We start from the raw sequence: 16985 nt of genomic DNA, 5'->3' as shown, positions 1-16985 counted from the left end.
CGGCACGCTCCTGACCAGCTCACATGCGGCCGACCGCCGGAAACACGAGCCCGTGGGGGCGCGCCCGACGCGGCCCCGCCACTTCCCCATTGCGAGGAGCCAACCGCATGTGGCAGCAGCCAACGTCCCTGTTCACCGACCACTATGAGCTGACCATGCTGCAGGCCTCCCTGCACTCCGGCGCGGCGCACCGGCCCAGCGTGTTCGAGGCCTTCGCCCGCCGCCTGCCGGAGGGGCGGCGCTACGGCGTGGTCGCGGGAACGGGGCGCATCCTGGAGGGACTCAGGGAGTTCCGCTTCGGCGAGGAGCAGCTGGCCTTCCTGCGCGACACCCACGTGGTCGACGAGACGACGCTCGACTACCTGCGCAACTTCTCCTTCAGCGGAAACATCTACGGCTACGCCGAGGGGGAAATCTACTTCCCCAACTCGCCCGTGCTGATCGTCGAATCGACCTTCGCCGAGGCCTGCGTGCTGGAGACCTTCATCCTGTCGGCGCTGAACCACGACTCGGCGATCGCCTCCGCGGCCTCGCGCATGATCGCCTCCGCCGGCACCCGCCCGTGCATCGAAATGGGATCGCGGCGCACCCACGAGGAGTCGGCCGTTGCCGCGGCACGGGCTGCGATCATCGCCGGGTTCGATTCGACCTCCAACCTCGAGGCCGGACACCGCTACGGGCTGAAGACCGTCGGCACCGCGGCCCACTCCTTCACACTGCTGCACGACTCGGAGCGCGCCGCCTTCAAGGCCCAGGTCGCCTCCATGGGTGCGGGCACCACGCTGCTGGTCGACACCTACGACGTGGAGAACGGCGTGCGGACAGCCGTCGAGGTGGCCGGCCCGGAACTCGGCGCCGTGCGCCTCGACTCGGGCGACCTCGTGGAACAGGCCCGCTGGGTCCGCGACCTGCTCGATGACCTCGGCAACGAGAACACCCGCATCCTGGTCACCTCCGACCTGGACGAGTACGCGATCGCCGCGTTGCAGTCCGCCCCCGTCGACGCCTACGGCGTGGGCACCGAGCTGGTCACCGGCTCCGGGCACCCGACCGCCTCGATGGTCTACAAGCTGGTGGCCCGGCACAACGACGCGGGCGAATTCGTCTCCGTCGCCAAGGCCGCGAAGAACAAGGCCTCGGTGGGCGGGCGCAAGTTCGCGCTGCGCCGGCTCAACGAGCGCGGACGCGCCACCGAGGAACTGGTCGGAGTCGGGGAACTGCCGGAGGCGGACACCAACGACCGCGTACTGCTGCAGCAGTTTGTCGTCAACGGCGAGATCCAGGACGGCTGGATGGGCGCCGAGGGCGTGCGCCGGGCAACGCAGCGCCACAAGGACTCCATCCTGGAGATGCCCGGCAGCTCGCGGCGCCTGCAGCGCGGCGAACCGGTCATCCCGACCGTTTACATCGACTGACCGAAGCGCCGGGGCACTCCGGCGTCGTCCTGCGCACACCGAAAGGAAAGCAACCATGAGCAGCGAACCAATGAACCAGGCGGACTCCCCCGCGGTGCAACACCACGCGGCGCGCGCGCTGGTCATCGTGGATGTGCAGAACGACTTCTGCGAGGGCGGTACGCTCGCCGTGGCCGGCGGTTCCCTGGTGGCAACCGCCATCGCCGAGGACCTGCTGGCCCGTCGCGCGAGCTACTCGGCGGTGGTGGCCACGCAGGACTGGCACATGGATCCGGGCGACCATTTCTCCGAGACGCCGGACTTCGTTGCGTCCTGGCCCGTGCACTGCGTCGCCGACACCGACGGCGCGGCCCTCCATCCGAACCTGGCGCCGGCCGTGCACCTCATCGATGCGGCGTTCCGCAAGGGGCGCTATGCCGCGGCCTACTCGGGCTTCGAGGGACGCCTTGCCATCGCGGGTGCCGGCGTTGGCGACGAGTCAGGCCCGTTGCTGGGCGACTGGCTGCGCGAACGGGGCATCAACGCCGTGGACGTGGTGGGCATCGCCACCGACTACTGTGTGCGCGCCACGGCCCTTGACGCCCGTGAACTGGGCTTTGCAACCACCGTGATTTCCCCGCTCACGGCAGCGGTGGATCCTGCAAACAACGCGTCCGTCTTCGCGGAGCTGCGCGCCGCCGGCGTTACGGTGCTGACACTGGGCTGACAACCGCGCCCGCGCCGCGGTCAGTTTCGGTTCAACCCGAACTGCCTCGTGAGAAACGCACGCTTGTAGTGCGCCTCGGCGGCATCGATCTCTACCGTCGAGGTGCCGGGGCTGAAGACCCGCAAAATGCTGAACTGGAAGTGCCTTCGGTGCGACAGATCCAGAGCATCCAGTTCACGCAGCGCAACGTTGCCGCCGTGGCCGGTCTTCGCATAGGTGCTCCAGCGCCCCAGGATGCGTTCATTCCCGTCGGCCTTTCCCACATACAGCTGCCCGGTGCTCGTGTCGGCAATCAGGTAGACGCCCTGCACGGATTTGAGCACTTCTCGCCAGGCCCCGTAGCGGGAGTCCTCAATGACTGTCTGCAGCTCGCTGAACGAGAGGAGGAGGTTGTCGAAACCGGGGAAAGCCTCGGCCTGGGCATCTGAGATTTCGGTGACCTGAAGTCCGGTCCCTGACTCACCCCGCTTCGCCCAGTTGATGGCTCCCGTGCCCCAGTCGATGACCATCCGGTCGCGGAATTCGGCGAGGCAATCCGACGGTGTCAGGTTGTAGAAGCGACCGGTCTCGGTTCGTTCGGCTTCCGATTCGCCGTGATTCTCGTAGGCGCCGATGAACCTGCAGCGAGTGCCGCCAGCCGCTATGAAATTCAGCCAGATGCGCGGCGGTTCCTTGGGAAACTTGTAGACAACTGAGCTTTGCGCACGAACGTACGCCATTATCTTCTCCGGCGTGAGGTCCTCCGGCCCGGTCAAGCCGTCCGTCTTGTAGGTGTGCCGGATCAGCAGCACTAGGGACGGGTCGATCCCGGAAGATTCCAGGATGCTGCCAAACGTGAGGCGCCCTTCAAAGGACGTCGTTGGTTTCGTCTGGCTAATCGTTGATTCCATACGTTGGATTCCTTCTGTAGTTCTCAATGTGTTCCCGCCACAAGTGAGCATGCCCATGTTCAAGACGCCCACGGATACGTTGTGCTGTTACTTGCCGACCTTGAACGCCCAACGTTCGACTTCGTCGAAACCAATCTGGCGATCCGGGGTAGAAAGCTGTCTGGCCCATTCGGACATCATGTTGTTGGCCGCCGAGTATGTGCGATAGCCATATCCTGACCCGTGTTTGGGAGTCAACGGTTCCTCCGTGGAGCGACTAAGCGTCGCCAAGACACGCTTGTCCACGATAAGGCAAGGGTGCTCTATATTGCCGGCGCCTGCGAAATAGAGGTACTTGGTGAAGAAGTTCGGTCCCAGCGAACCCACCAATGGCTTGTGCGGCTGCAAGGTTCTGAAAGCAGCTTGCGGATCGGTGCGTGACAGAATCGCGGCACGGCGCAAACCCTCCCCGATGCCGGCAACATTTCTTTCGATCGAGGCGACGCGCTTGGTAGTGTTTCGGTGGCTGGTTCCGGTGCCCCAGGCCAGAACGTGCCACAGTAAGGCGTAGGCCGCCTCGGCTGATTCATCAGTGCAGGCGCCGTCGGCCATCGCAAACAGGGAGCCTCGTGTAATGCGCCCCCGCTCGATGCTGCCATCGACTCCCCGAACCGGGCCCCCAGGGAGATGTCCGATGCGATTGTTCCAATACAGCAGATTCAAATCGAAGCCGTGATCATCGATAGCTTGGGATCGAGGAGTCGTTTCAAGGTGTTCTATCAGGTCAGCCGGGGCCTGAATGGGCGCGAGTGTCGTCATGTGATCCACAGTAGCGGCGCTGGCCACCCGTTTGCGGCCGATTCAGTGCGTGGACTAACCGCGCCGACTTCAACGGCCGACGTACCAACTTATCGAGGCACGTAACCGAGCATCTTGTTCATTTCAATGGCCGCCGTGTTCTTGGGGTGGTGCATCGTGTGGACAACGGATGCACCGAGCGCCCGCATGCGGCGGATATTGGCCAGATTAAGAGCCAGGGCAAGACCACGTCCGCGATGGGCCGCCACGACCCCTGTCATTTCATCGTGCATGAATCCATGGTCCAGGTGGTTCGATGCGGCCGTCATCCCGATCCACTCATCACCGTTGCGTGCGATGGTTACGCACCGCGGGTCGAAGGAATCGACTTCGATGCGCAGCCGGACATACTCCCCGAAGGAATGGAAATCCCCGCGATCAGGGATGTCCCTGGCGCATTCGCGGTTCAGCTCGAATAGCCTGCGATGTTGTGATGACTCGTTGCCGAGGTTCGACTGGGAAGCGAGGGAAACACCTCCGTGCTCGGTCTCCGCGACCCGATCGGCAATTCATTGCTCGTCAAAGTCCGCGATGACCAGCTTGAGTTCCACCCTTTCGATTGCCATGGGTCGATCGAAATTGCCGAGTCCGACACCCCGACGGGCAGCAGGCATCACGCGCAAACGACAAAGGGTGCGCACCAACCGGAATGATTTCCGTTCGGTGCGCACCCTTGGTGCATGCACTGCTACTTCTTGCCGATGAACCAGCCCTGCAGCTTGTTCAGGCGCGTTTGCAGCTGCTCTGCATTGGCCTGCGCCACGGCCGGGCCGCCGCAGACCTCGCGCAGCTTGGTGTGGATGACCCCGTGCGGGGTTCCGGTGCGTGCGCTCCACGCCGAAACGTTCTTGGACAGCTGCGAGCGCATGTCCATGAGCGCGCGGTGGTCGATGACCGGCGCCTCCGCGGCTTCCTCGTTGCTCTTGCGGACCTTGCGCCGGGTGACCTGCTCGGCCTGGCGCTGGCGCAGCAGCACACCCACCTGCTCGGCATCCAGGAGCCCGGGGATGCCCAGGAAGTCCTGTTCCTCCTCGGAGCCCACCGCGCCGCCGGTGCCGAACTCGCCGCCGTCAAAGAGCACGCGGTCGAAGGACGCGTTGGAATGCAGGGCCTCGAACTTCTGCTTGTTCAGCTCGTCGCTGGCCTTTTCCTCGCGGTTGGCCTCGGCGACAAGCGCATCCTCGGGGTTGTAGTCCGGGTCATCGACGTGCTTTTCGGGGCGGTCCAGCGCGTGGTCGCGCTCGGCTTCCATCTCGTTGGCCAGGGCCATGAGGATCGGCACCGAGGGCAGGAACACGCTGGCGACCTCGCCGCGCTTCCGGCTTCGCACGTAGCGGCCGATGGCCTGGGCGAAGAAGAGCGGGGTGGAGGTCGACGTCGCATAGACGCCGACGCACAGGCGCGGCACGTCGACGCCCTCGGACACCATGCGCACGGCGACCATCCAGCGGCTGTCGCCGGCGGAGAACTCGTCGATCTTCTTCGAGGCGCCGGCGTCGTCGGAAAGGATCGTGGTGACCTTTTCGCCGGTGATCTTCTCCAGCTGCGCCGAGTAGGCGCGGGCGTCCTCGTGGTCGGTGGCGATGACCAGGCCGCCGGCGTCCGGCACGGTGCGGCGGACCTGGGTCAGCCGCTTGTCCGCGGCGGCAAGCACCGAGGGGATCCAGTCGCCGGCCGGGTCCAGCGCGGTGCGCCAGGCGTGGGCCGTGATGTCCTTGGTGAAGCCCTCGCCGAGCTGGGCCTCCATTTCCTCGCCGGCGCTGGTCTTCCAGCGCATGGACCCGGAGTAGGCCATGAACAGCACCGGGCGGACCACGTGGTCCTTCAGGGCGTTGCCGTAGCCGTAGGTGTAGTCGGCCTTGGAGCGGCGGATGCCGTCGGCACCCTCGACGTAGTCGACGAAAGGGATCGCCGCGGTGTCGGAGCGGAAGGGCGTACCGGTCAGCGCCAGGCGGCGGGTGGCGGGCTCGAAGGCCTCGCGGATGCCGTCGCCCCAGGAAAGCGCGTCGCCGCCGTGGTGGATCTCGTCCAGGATCACCAGCGTGCGCGCGGCCTCGGTCTTGGCACGGTGCAGCAGCGGCTTGGAGGCCACCTGGGCGTAGGTGAGCACCACGCCGATGTAGCCGTCGCCGTGGCGGCCGTCCGCGTTCTTGAAGTTGGGGTCGATGGACAGGCCCACGCGGCCCGCGGCATCCGCCCACTGCTTCTTGAGGTGGTCGGTGGGTGCCACGACGATGATGCGGTTGACGGTCTTGGCGTCGACCAGCACCTTGGCCAGGCGCAGCGCGAAGGTGGTCTTGCCTGCACCGGGGGTTGCCACGGCCAGGAAGTCCTGCGGCTGGGTGGTGAAGTACTTATTGAGGGCCTCTGCCTGCCAGGCACGCAGCTTGGGGCCGGTGCCCCAGGCCGCTCGTTCGGGATAAGCCGGAGGAAGACGATCCTCCATGGGCAGTTTTTCTCCAATGGAGAACAACGTATCTGTCATGCACACACCCTCCGTGGCGCTCGGGAACCATCGCCCGCGCAAAAGCGCACGGGTTGGCCAGGGACTTGATTGGTGTGGGGTGTTACTTCTTGCCCTTGTCTCCGCCGCCGGAGAGGGACTCGTAGATTTCCTTGCATTCCGGGCAGACCGGGAACTTGTTCGGGTCGCGGCCCGGAACCCAGACCTTGCCGCACAGGGCGATCACCGGGTCGCCGGAGAAGGCGGACTCCATGATCTTTTCCTTGCGCACATAGTGGGCAAAGCGCTCGTGGTCGCCGGCCTCCACTTCCTGGGCAATTTCGGTGCGCTCGATGGTCGTGGCACCGCCGCCGGAAGTTGTACGCGGGTCGTCTTTGAACGGATCTAGGGGCATGCTCATGTCCACCAGTCTAACAACCCGGACACCGAAACAGGGTGAATCCGGTGGTGCGGTAAGTCGCACCACCGGATGCCTATTTGTTGATCATGACCGCCTGCATCAGTTCCGGCATGCGGCTTTCCAGCCAGCGGCCGCCCAGCCGGATGCCGACAATGAGCAGCACCACACCGAGGACGATCCCGACGGGCAGGGCCAGCCAGCCGTAGAGCATCTGCCCGGTGACGAGCTGCGCGACGGTGAGGCCCAGGGCCGGAACCAGCAGCAGGGACATGATGCCGAAGGTGCAAAGCTGCACCGCGGCCATGCGCGCCCCGGCGCCCGGAGGGGTCTTGAAGGGGCTCTCCCCCGGCAGCGGCACCGAGTAGGTGAAGCGGGCCGAGGCGACCGAGGCCACGCCGAAGCCGGAGAGCAGCGCCCCCACGGACAGCCCGATCATGGCGGGCAGCAGTTCCGTGCGCCCCAGGAAGACCGGGGGCAGGATCGTGGCCAGCAGCGTCACGGGCAGCGCGAAAATGCCGCAGGCGATCACCCGCCCGGCACGGTCGGCCACGCCGCTGACCCCGGTGAGCACGTGGAGGGAGAACGCCGTCGAGTCGTAGGAGACGTCGGCGGAGATCGAGAAGGCCAGCAGGATGGCCAGGAACGGGCCGAGCCCCAGCATGAGCGATCCGGTTCCCGAGTTGGAGGAAGCGAACCAGAGGATCACCGGCAACAGCGGGACGATCACGATGCTCGCGGCGTAGCGCGGGTCCTTGAGCCAGTAGGTCAGGGCGCGGGCCGCGACGGCGCCGGTCGGCGTGGCCGGGAAGACGTTGAACAGGCCCATCCCCACCGCCTTGGTGCTCGCGGACGGGGCGATCGGCGTCTCCATGGCCCGGTGCAGGGAACGCTCCCACGCCCACACCGTCAGGCCGAGGTAGGCCAGGCCCAACACGAAGCGCAGCAGGCCGGTCAGCGGCGCCCCCGAGGCAAGGTCGCCCGGGACCGCGGCGAAGGCACCCAGCGGCGTCCAGGCCAGCACGTCGGCGAGCTGCGGCAGCCAGCCGAGCGCCGATTCGAATCCGCCGGAAACGGTTCCGATGATCGGGCCCAGCAGGATCAGCGGGACGATCGCGACGATGCCGGCGACGTCGCGGAATCGCCGCGAGCCGGTCATCTGCGTCATGGAGGTGGTGGTCAGCCGGGCCAGCGCCAGGCACATGAGCGAAGCCAGCACGCCGCACACCACCGCGGCGACCAGCGCCGCCGTGTCGAAGCGCCAGGCCAGGAACTGCGATCCCAAAAGCAGCAGGGTCAGCAGGCCCGGGATGCCGATGAAGCCGGAGAGCAGCAGACCGGCGGCGAGCTTCGGCCGGGAGATCGTGAACGTCGTGAAGCGCGCCGGGTCCAGGGTCAGGTCCACCCCGAAGGCCACCAGCGGGATGACGGCCCAGCCCAGCGTGATCGCCGAAACGGCCAGCACGAGGTACATGAGGATGTCGGCCGTCTCCAGGGTGGCCGCGTAGGCCAGCGCGGCAATGAGCGCGATGATCAGGCCCAGGCCGTAGAGCCCGCCGATGATGACGCCGACCAGCTGCCAGGGGCTGCGCCTGAAGGAGTTGCGCAGCAGCAGGAGCTTGAGGCTTAGGAGGTGTGCAACCACGAGAGTCCCTCATTCGATCCGCGCCCGCCGACAAGGTCGACAAAGCGGTCTTCCAGGGACATTTCGCCGCGGACCTCGTCGACGGATCCCGCGGCCAGCAGGTTGCCGTTGGCGATCACCGCGACGTGCGAACACATGCGCTGGACCAGGTCCATCACGTGGGAGGAGACGATCACGGTGCCGCCGTGCGCCACGTAGTCGGACAGGATGTCGCGGATGTTCGCGGCGGAGACCGGGTCGACGGCCTCGAACGGCTCGTCGAGCACCAGCACGCGCGGGGAATGGATCAGCGCGGTGGCCAGCGCGATCTTCTTGGTCATGCCGGCGGAGTAGTCGACGACGAGCTTGCTTCCCGCATCGGCCAAATCCAGCACGCGCAGCAAGTCGTCGGTGCGCTCGTCCACGGTCGTCCGGTCCATGCCGCGCAACAGCCCCGAGTAGGTGACAAGCTGGCGGCCCGAGAGCCTGTCGAAAAGGCGCACGCCGTCGGCGAGCACGCCCAGGGAGGCCTTGGCCTTCGCCGGTTCCGCCCAGACGTCGATCCCGTGGATCCAAACCTGGCCGGCGTCGGGGCGCATGAGGCCGGTGGCCATGGACAGCGCGGTGGTCTTGCCCGCGCCGTTGGGGCCCACCAGGCCAAAGAATGAACCGGTGGGCACGTCCAGGGAAATGCCGTTCACGGCGACTTTTTCGCCAAATCGCTTGCCCAGCGAACGAATCGACAGGGCCGCCGTGCCGGGATCCAGGTAAGAGTTGCTCATGGCTAAAAAGTACCAGTGTGACATGTCCCAACGAGTCATCCCAACGGACTAATCCGGAGGTCAGCCCGAAGGTTGACAACTAAGCGCATGCTCGCGGGAGCTAATCCATTTGCATTAGGTTAGCCATGCCTAATAAATTGTGGGGCGATGACAACACAAACTGACGTAGCCGCCTCCACCTTGGCCGCAGTCTCCTTCGCCGCCGACCTGGCGCGCTTCGGGGACCGCACCGCGATCCACCATGACCGCGGGTCGCTGAGCTATGCCGAGCTTGCCGCCCAAGTGGAGTCGACCGCTCGTTCCCTGGGGCCGGTGCGTCGCCTCGTGGCGCTCGAGGCCGAGAACTCCCTGCCCTCGCTGGTGGCCTATCTTGCCGCATTCGCCGCCGGACACCCGCTGCTGATCCTTCCCTCGGGCGGGGGCGACGCCTCGGCCGCGCTGGTCGAGGCCTACGACCCGGACGTCGTCATCAGCTCGGCGGGGCGGGCCTCACTGATCCAGGAGCGGCGCGAGGGCACCGGCCACGTGCTGCATCCCGAGCTGGCGCTGCTGCTGAGCACCTCCGGCTCCACCGGCTCCCCCAAGCTGGTCCGCCTCTCCGCCGCAGGGATCCAGGCAAACGCGCGGGCCATCGCCGAATACCTGGACCTGCGCCCCGGCGACGTGGCCGCCACGACGCTGCCGTTGTCCTACTGCTACGGCATGTCGGTGGTCAACAGCCACCTCGCCGTGGGCGCCGCGATCGCGCTGACCAACGTTTCCGTGGTCGACCCGTGCTTCTGGGAGCTCATGCACTCCCGGAAGGTGACGTCCTTCGCCGCGGTGCCCTACACCTTCGACCTGCTGGAGCGGGTCGGGTTCGCCGAGATGGAACTGCCGGCACTGCGCCACGTCACCCAGGCGGGCGGCCGGCTGGCCCCCGAAAAGGTGCGCTCCTACGCGCAGCTGGGCCAGAGCCGCGGCTGGGACCTGTTTGTCATGTACGGGCAGACAGAGGCCACGGCGCGCATGGCCTACCTGCCGCCGGACCTCGCCGAGGCCCACCCCGAGTCCATCGGCGTGCCCATCCCCGGCGGCGAGTTCCACCTTGAACCGGTCCCCGGGCTGGACGCCTCCGAACTGGTCTACACCGGACCCAACGTCATGCTCGGCTACGCCGAATCCCCCGAGGACCTCGCCGCCGGGCGCACCGTGGAAAAGCTGCACACCGGGGACCTGGCCCGGCGCACCCCCGAGGGCCTGTATGAAATCACCGGCCGGCGCAGCCGCTTCGTGAAGATCGTCGGCCTGCGCGTGGACCTGGGACAGGTGGAGCGGAAGCTCACCGCCCTGGGCGTTGCCGCGGCCGTCGCCGGCACCGACGAGGGCATCGTTGCCGCCGTCGAAGGCGAACACGACCTGCCGATGCTCACCGGCATCCTGGCCCGGGAGCTCGGACTGCCGCGCGGCACCGTGACCCTGCACCAGGTGGAGGAACTCCCCCGCCTGGCCAACGGCAAACCCGACTACCCGGCGGTGCTGGCCATGGGCGGCACGCCCGCTTCCGCGGGCACCTCGTGCTCCAACGACACTCGATGCTCCGGCGGCACGCCCACGTCCACCGATGCTGCGCAGGCTGCCGCGCCACGGCAGGACACCGTCCGCCTGGCGATCTCCGACGCGCTGGACCGCGCGGACATCGACGGCGCCGACACGTTCGTGTCGCTGGGCGGCGATTCGCTGTCCTATGTCGCGGCCTCCGTCCGCCTTGAGAAGCTGATGGACGTCCTGCCGACCGGATGGCACCTGATGCAGGTGGCGGAGCTGGAGGCCCTGGCCGAGGCGCCACACCGGGGCGAAACGGGCAACAAGGCCCTTCGCGCGCTGCGTTCCCTGGTGCCGCCGCTGGACACCGGGATCGTGGTGCGCGCCGTGGCAATCATCTTCATCGTCTCCTCGCACATCGACCTGTTCGAATGGCAGGGCACCGCCCATGTGCTCATGGGTCTTGCCGGCTTCAACTTTGCGCGCTTCATGCTGGCGGGCACCCGGCGGGAGCGGCTGCGCCGGCAGCTGCGCGCCGTGGTGCGGATCGTGGTTCCCACCGTGGCGGTCGTCGCGCTCGGGTTGATGATTACGGAGAAGTACAACTGGACAAACATCCTCTTGCTGAACTCGCTGCTGGGAACACGGAAGTTCGGCACCAACGAGCATTTCTGGTTCATCGAGGCACTTGTCTACATCCTGCTGGGGCTTGCCGCGCTGCTGGCCATCCCCGCCGCAGACAAGGCCCTGCGCAGGTGGCCCTGGATGTTCCCGATGGTGCTTGTCGGGCTTGATCTGCTGTTGCGCTTCGACGTCATTGTCCTCCCGCGGTCCTGGCAAGGTCCGATGCTGTGGCTCTTCGCCCTGGGCTGGGCCGCCGCGGTCTCCCGCAACGTGTGGCAGCGCGCCGCAGTCTCGGCGGTGGTGCTGCTCTCCGTTCCCGGGCTGTTCCCCAACGAACATCGCAACGCCACCATCATGGTCGGCATGCTGATGGTCATCTGGATCGCCACCATCCCCGTCCCGCGCTTCCTGCACCGCGCAGTATCGGTGCTGGCCGGCGCCTCGCTGTACATCTACGTTTCCCACTGGTTGGTCTTCCCGCTTTTCAACAAGCAGTACCCGGCCCTGGCCGTTGCCGTCTCGCTCGTTGTCGGCATCGTCTACGGCGCCCTCGCCACCCGGGCCATGAACCTGGTCGAACGGCTTCTCGCAAACCGGCGGCCTTCCCGCGCCACCGACGCCATCCCGAAGGAACAGCCATGATCGATTCCCTGGCTCAGGCGCCCGCTGCCGAGGAGTCCGCGATTCCCGCCGGGGAGGCGACCAGCCGAGGGCCCGCGACTCCCCGCGGGCCAGTGCCTTCCCCCGAGGCCCTGGCACCCCGGACAGGTCGGGCACCAGGTCGGGCACTGGGCGCGCTGCCGGCCCTCCTTTGCGTGGCCGGCTGGTTGGCCTCCGTGCTCGTGGGCCACAACCTGGACACCGCCCAGGATGTGCACCGAATCGGGCTCGCCGTGCACATCCTGGCGCTGGTCGTCTCCTTCGGCACCATCCTGGTGATCGACTGGATCGGCCTGCTCTGGCTGCTGGGCAAGCGCGAGATCCACGAACCCGGCCGGCTCGAGTCGGCCGCCAAGCCGCTGATCTGGGGCGGCCTGGCCATGTTGCTGGCCTCCGGCGCGTTCATCAACCCGGACCTGTCCAGCATCCCCACGCGCGTGAAGCTGGTGTGCGTTCTGGTGATCATGCTCAACGGCCTTGCCATCGCGCCACTCATGCACCGGCTCCTGGCCATGCCCAGCAACACCCGGTTCGGCGAGGTCGCCCGCGGCCTGCGTGCCCGGCTGATGCTCGCCCTCAGCGTGTCCCAGGCCTGCTGGTGGACCGCGGTGCTCATCGGGCTGCTCAACAGCACGCTGCGGCGCTGGACCGGAGGCTGAGCAGTTCCGCAAGCCAGTAGCAAAGAGATGGGGAGGCCGGTCCAAGACCGGCCTCCCCATCTCTTTGCCTCGGCGGGTTCAACCGCCGGTTCGTGCTAGAAGAGCACGCGCGCCAGCTTCTGGCGCGAGGCCACGACGCGCTCGTCGTGGACGCCCACGATCGAGTACAGCTCGACCAGGCGTGCCCGTGCGGCCTCGCGCTCGTCGCCGAAGTTGCGTCCGATGAAGTTCACGAGCCGGCCAAAGGCGTCCTCGACGTGCCCGCCCACGACGTCCATGTCGGCGACGGCCAGCTGGGCCTCGAGGTCGTCGGGGTTGGCGGCGCCCGCGGCGCGGACCGCGGCCAGGTCCTGGTCCTGGGTGCGCATGAGCAGGCGGACCTGGTTCAGGCCGATCGCGGCGTCGGTGTCGTTGGGCTTGTCGTTCAGGGCGTGCTTGTAGGCGATCTCGGCTGCCTGGAAGTCCCCCGCCTCGATGGCTTCAAGGGCCGCCTGGTGCAGCGGTGGCAGCGGCGCCTCGGCGCCGGCCGTCCCGGTACTGAAGGGGGCCACGGTTCCGGCCACGCCGTGCTGGATGCCCAGCGACAGCAATTCGTCGAGCAGCGACTGGATCTGGGAGACCTCGGCACTGCCCTGGAACATCGGGACGGGCTGCCCGTTGATCAACGCGATGACCGAGGGAATCTGGGTGACCTGGAATGCCTGGGCGATCGTCGATTCGGTTTCGGCGTCGACGGTGGCCATGACGACCGCACCGTTCTTGGCGTTGACCACCGAGGCCAGCAGCCCGTCAAGCTGCACGGAAGCCGGAGAACGCGGGCTGCCGAGGGACACGATCACCGGGACCTGCTGGGAGAGCGCGACGATCTCCGGGAAGAGCGCCTGGTCGATCGTGCGCACCCAACTGGGGGCATTGTTCTCCGGGGCATCGATCTGCTCGGGGTGGACCTTTTTCAGGGCCGCCAGATCAATGGCGCCGCGTGAGGATGGTGCAGTGGGTTCAGGCATGCTGGTGGTCATGCCTCTACTTTAGGCCGCTGCACGCCCGCTGGGAAAACCTGCGTCAACAAGAAAGGCGAAGTGGACCGAAATTTTCTTTCGATCCACTTCGCCCCGGCCGGCCGGCCCGAAAGGGCCCGCCGTGGTTACTTCAGCAGGCTGGCACGCCTGGTGACGACCTCGGCAGCGACGACGCTGACCTTGTCCTTGGAATCCGCGGCCGGGATGTACAACAGCACCGGCTCGCCGTAGGTGATGGAAATGCCCTTCTTGGTTTCCTTGGCCCCGGTGATCTTTGCGGTTATCTCATCCAACCCGATGGTTCCGCCGGTTTCCTTGGGCTTGGCAGTGGTCTCGGACGTGATGTGACCGGAGACCAGGACCCCGCCGCCGGGAACCGCCAGGACTGTGGTCTGCTTGTCGTTGACGGTGCGCTTGAACGTGATGTTCGCGTTCTTGTTGGCCTTCACCAGCTCGTTCTGGCCCTTGGCGTTGAGCGTCAGGAACGCGCTCTTGGAGAACTCGTCGGCGTACTTGGACTTTTCGTCATCCATGACGCTCGCCAGCCGGGTCAACGCGTCCTTGGGGGTCATGGTCAGGCCCTCGGCATCGCCGGTTGCCATCTTCACCGCAGTGTCGCCCACGGCGATGCCCGGGAAGGTCGAGCCCGGCAGCATCGGCGTTGCGAATACGAGTTTGTAGTCCTCGCGCGGTCCGGACTGCGTCAGGGTCATCGCCATCGGGATCGTCGAGGCCTCGGAGTCCTTGGCCGTGACCACCATGATGGAACGCGGGAACGATGCCGTGCTCTGGGTCGGCACCGCCGCGGACCGGATGACCGAGGTGTTGACCGCCGGCACGGGATCAACCTTCACCCCGTCGTTGCGCAGTCCGTAGTTTTCGGTGCGCAGGATCTTCAGGGCACCCGCGGTGCGCTCGTCGAGATCCTTGGCATCCTTTGACTTGTCGGCGGTTGCGACGGACTTCGAGATGGCTTCAAGGATCCGCTCAAGCTGGCCCTGCATCACGACCGGGTAAACCTGTTCCTCCTTGTTCACGCCCTCTTTGGGGCTCGGAGTCGCACTGGCCAGCGCCGGGGTTGAGGGCAGGACAACCATGGCGAGGACGCCGAGGGTTGCCACGACCTTCTGCGCGGTCGAGGTACCCTTGGGGTCCTCGGGATCCTGGACCTGCGGAAGGGTTCCGGTTGCAGCTTCGGATTCACGGGCTGCCGCGCGGCGTCCGCCGCCGGATCCGCCACGCGGCTTGGGGCGGAACACCGCTCCGGCCAGGCCGCCGGCAATCAGGAGCGCGCCGATGATGATCAAGGGCATGGACAACGGGGTTGCCGTGTCGCCGGGCCAGGTAACGGTGATGTCGGTCGGTGCAGCGGCCTTGCCGTCTGCGGCCACGAGAAGCGTCCATGAACCGTCGTCGGGGTTCGTCCAGTGGTACGTCATGGTCTTGTCGGCCTTTTCGGTGGCTTCGAAGATGTCGCCACCGACGGGGTTCGGCACATTGTCCTCACCGGTGACGGCAGTCGCTTCAAGCACCTTGTTGGTGACGTCGACGCCCGTGACGTTGGTGTGGGCGGCCTTGCCCACCCATGCCTCGGCGTCGGAGCTACGCACCATCGATGCGCTGAATTTGCCTTCGCCCTTGATGGTGATCACTGACGGCTGACCGGAAACGGTTCCTACGCCTGACTGGATGAGTGTCACGGGGGCTGCGGCCGGCGGCTGGGAGAAGGAAGCGGTCAGCGTCTCGGGCGGAGCCCAGATGGTTCGCTGACCGATGCCCACTACCAGGGCTACCAGCCCAAGAATGATCGCGATCGCTGAAATGATCTTTCGCACAATTACACCTAACGGAACGGGGGTCGAGAATCGGCCTCTGTGCGCCAACCAAAAATCATTCGAAGTGGTGGCACACCCTAAGTCTAACGAGTGGGCACTACCAAGTGTTCCAAGATGTAACCAGAACCACCAGACTCATCGGCACCTGACTAATCCTTTTCCTTGCCGCCCGATGAAGCCACCCAATGCCTCCGGCAGAGTGCAAAAGGTATTAAGCTCGGGCTGTGACTACTCATGATGCGGACGAACCCACAGGACCGACAGTGCCCGCCGACGGCCCAACCGACCCTGGCGCCCCTTCACGGGAGATTCCCGGGAAACTCACGGGCAGGCAGCCGCAGACCGCCGCCCGAGAAGCTGGCGAGGCCGCCGCGACGGCGCCGCTGTGGCGCCGCGTGATCGGCAGGGCACAGCACACCCTGGATTCGCGCATCAAGCCTCCCGAGAATTTCGGGTTCCCGCCGGCCCCCTGCCACGACGGTCCGGAACCCGAGCAGGAAACCCTCAACGGGTCCCGCTCGCACCCCGTGGCCTTCGGCTTCCTCTTCACCGTCGGCGTCGGGCTCGCACTGCTCGGATTCTTCCTGCTCACCAACGTGGGTTCCCTGGTCATCTGGATAGCCATCGCGTTGTTCATCGCCCTTGGGCTTGATCCGGTGGTGCGTTTCTTTGTGGGCAAGGGCCTGTCACGCACCGCCGGCGTATTGATCACCATGGCCTTGCTGCTGGGTGTTGCCGGAGGTTTCATCGGCATCATCATCCCGACGATCGTCACCCAGACGGCGCAGTTCATCGAACGGGCCCCGGGCATCGTCGACGAATTCCTGAAGTCGGAATTCTTCCTCACCCTGGACAAGCAGTACCATGTCTCCGATCGCATCAGCCAGGAAATCGGCAAGTTCTTCTCCGATACCGGCGCCGTGGGCGGTATCTTCGGCGGCGTCCTCGGCGTCGGCACCGTCGTGGCCCAGGGGCTTTTCGGCGTCTTCATCGTGCTGGTGCTGGCGATCTACTTCCTCGCCTCGCTTCCGGCGTTCATGGCCTTCGGCTACAGGCTGGCGCCGCGTTCCAAGCGGGCGCGGGCCGAAAAGCTGGGCAGCACCATCACACGGTCTGTCGGCAACTACGTCATGGGGCAAGCCTTCGTTGCCGTACTGAACGCCACCGTCGCACTGATTCTCATGAGCATCCTCAAGGTCCCGTTCGCCGCACTGCTCACCCTGCTGGTCGCGATTCTGGCCTTTATCCCGCTGATCGGCGCCGCAATCGCCGGCATCCTGGTGTCGCTGATCTCGTTGACCTTGGGGTGGCAAAGCGCGATCATCTACGCGATTTGCTACTTCGGCTACCTGCAGCTCGAGGCCTATTTCATCTCCCCGCGGGTCATGCAGCGAGCCGTTTCGGTCCCCGGTGCCGTGGCTGTCATCTCGGTGATCGCCGGCGGCACCCTCATGGGTGTCGCCGGGGCGTTGATGGCGATTCCCACGGCCGCCGCCGCCATGCTCATCCTGCGCGAGGTTTTCATCGCCCGGCAGGACCAGCGCTAGCA

General features: G+C 66.3%; 14 protein-coding genes. 5 read left to right on the top strand and 9 right to left on the bottom strand.

Features of this window, described 5'->3' with window-relative positions; all coding sequences use genetic code 11:
* Positions 1-107: 107 nt before the first annotated feature.
* Both ACFY5D_RS17265 and ACFY5D_RS17260 read left to right on the top strand, forming a co-directional pair.
* Complete coding sequence (locus tag ACFY5D_RS17265; RefSeq protein WP_387532619.1) at positions 108-1415, top strand: nicotinate phosphoribosyltransferase; 1308 nt, start codon at positions 108-110, stop codon at positions 1413-1415.
* Between the two features lie 55 nt (positions 1416-1470).
* Positions 1471-2121: an isochorismatase family protein gene (locus ACFY5D_RS17260; RefSeq protein WP_387532616.1), complete on the top strand. Its 651-nt coding sequence runs from the start codon at positions 1471-1473 to the stop codon at positions 2119-2121.
* 20 nt (positions 2122-2141) lie between these two features.
* Here the strand turns inward: ACFY5D_RS17260 and ACFY5D_RS17255 are convergent, their stop codons facing one another.
* From ACFY5D_RS17255 to ACFY5D_RS17225, 7 genes are all read right to left on the bottom strand, one after another.
* Positions 2142-3011, bottom strand: a complete 870-nt coding sequence (locus ACFY5D_RS17255) for a GIY-YIG nuclease family protein (protein ID WP_387532613.1) — start codon at positions 3009-3011, stop codon at positions 2142-2144.
* An 87-nt stretch (positions 3012-3098) separates the two neighbouring features.
* Entirely contained in the window at positions 3099-3809 is a 711-nt protein-coding gene (locus ACFY5D_RS17250) for a hypothetical protein (protein ID WP_387532610.1), read from the bottom strand.
* 89 nt (positions 3810-3898) lie between these two features.
* Positions 3899-4258 (bottom strand): GNAT family N-acetyltransferase, encoded by a 360-nt coding sequence (locus ACFY5D_RS17245; protein ID WP_387532904.1) that lies wholly within the window; start codon positions 4256-4258, stop codon positions 3899-3901.
* Between the two features lie 278 nt (positions 4259-4536).
* Positions 4537-6333, bottom strand: a complete 1797-nt coding sequence (locus ACFY5D_RS17240; RefSeq protein WP_387532607.1) for a DEAD/DEAH box helicase — start codon at positions 6331-6333, stop codon at positions 4537-4539.
* Positions 6334-6415: 82 nt separating this feature from the next.
* The gene (locus tag ACFY5D_RS17235; protein WP_387532604.1) at positions 6416-6712 is read right to left on the bottom strand and encodes a DUF3039 domain-containing protein; all 297 of its coding nucleotides are present in this window, start codon (positions 6710-6712) and stop codon (positions 6416-6418) included.
* 73 nt (positions 6713-6785) lie between these two features.
* Positions 6786-8354, bottom strand: coding sequence for a transporter (locus tag ACFY5D_RS17230; RefSeq protein ID WP_387532601.1), 1569 nt, complete (start codon positions 8352-8354; stop codon positions 6786-6788).
* The gene (locus ACFY5D_RS17225; protein WP_387532598.1) at positions 8336-9115 is read right to left on the bottom strand and encodes an ABC transporter ATP-binding protein; all 780 of its coding nucleotides are present in this window, start codon (positions 9113-9115) and stop codon (positions 8336-8338) included. The genes ACFY5D_RS17230 and ACFY5D_RS17225 overlap by 19 nt, the downstream gene beginning before the upstream one ends.
* Positions 9116-9262: 147 nt before the next feature.
* On the opposite strand from ACFY5D_RS17225, the gene ACFY5D_RS17220 reads away from it, so the two are divergent.
* Both ACFY5D_RS17220 and ACFY5D_RS17215 read left to right on the top strand, forming a co-directional pair.
* Positions 9263-11905, top strand: a complete 2643-nt coding sequence (locus ACFY5D_RS17220) for an AMP-binding protein (RefSeq protein WP_387532595.1) — start codon at positions 9263-9265, stop codon at positions 11903-11905.
* Positions 11902-12582 carry a hypothetical protein gene (locus ACFY5D_RS17215; RefSeq protein WP_387532593.1) on the top strand — a complete coding sequence of 227 codons (681 nt, stop codon included), beginning with the start codon at positions 11902-11904 and terminating at the stop codon, positions 12580-12582. Before ACFY5D_RS17220 ends, ACFY5D_RS17215 begins: the two co-directional genes overlap by 4 nt.
* A gap of 95 nt (positions 12583-12677) precedes the next feature.
* Here ACFY5D_RS17215 and ACFY5D_RS17210 read toward each other — a convergent pair whose 3' ends face one another.
* Positions 12678-13601 (bottom strand): co-chaperone YbbN, encoded by a 924-nt coding sequence (locus tag ACFY5D_RS17210; protein ID WP_387532591.1) that lies wholly within the window; start codon positions 13599-13601, stop codon positions 12678-12680.
* A gap of 125 nt (positions 13602-13726) precedes the next feature.
* Entirely contained in the window at positions 13727-15436 is a 1710-nt protein-coding gene (locus ACFY5D_RS17205) for a hypothetical protein (RefSeq protein WP_387532588.1), read from the bottom strand.
* 224 nt (positions 15437-15660) lie between these two features.
* On the opposite strand from ACFY5D_RS17205, the gene ACFY5D_RS17200 reads away from it, so the two are divergent.
* Positions 15661-16983, top strand: coding sequence for an AI-2E family transporter (locus ACFY5D_RS17200; RefSeq protein ID WP_387532585.1), 1323 nt, complete (start codon positions 15661-15663; stop codon positions 16981-16983).
* Positions 16984-16985: the final 2 nt, after the last annotated feature.

This window comes from Paeniglutamicibacter sp. NPDC012692, from assembly GCF_042901625.1.
Classification (GTDB): Bacteria; Actinomycetota; Actinomycetes; order Actinomycetales; family Micrococcaceae; genus Paeniglutamicibacter.
The sequence above is the reverse complement of the archived record's forward strand: the minus strand, read 5'-3'. Positions and strand labels throughout refer to the sequence as shown.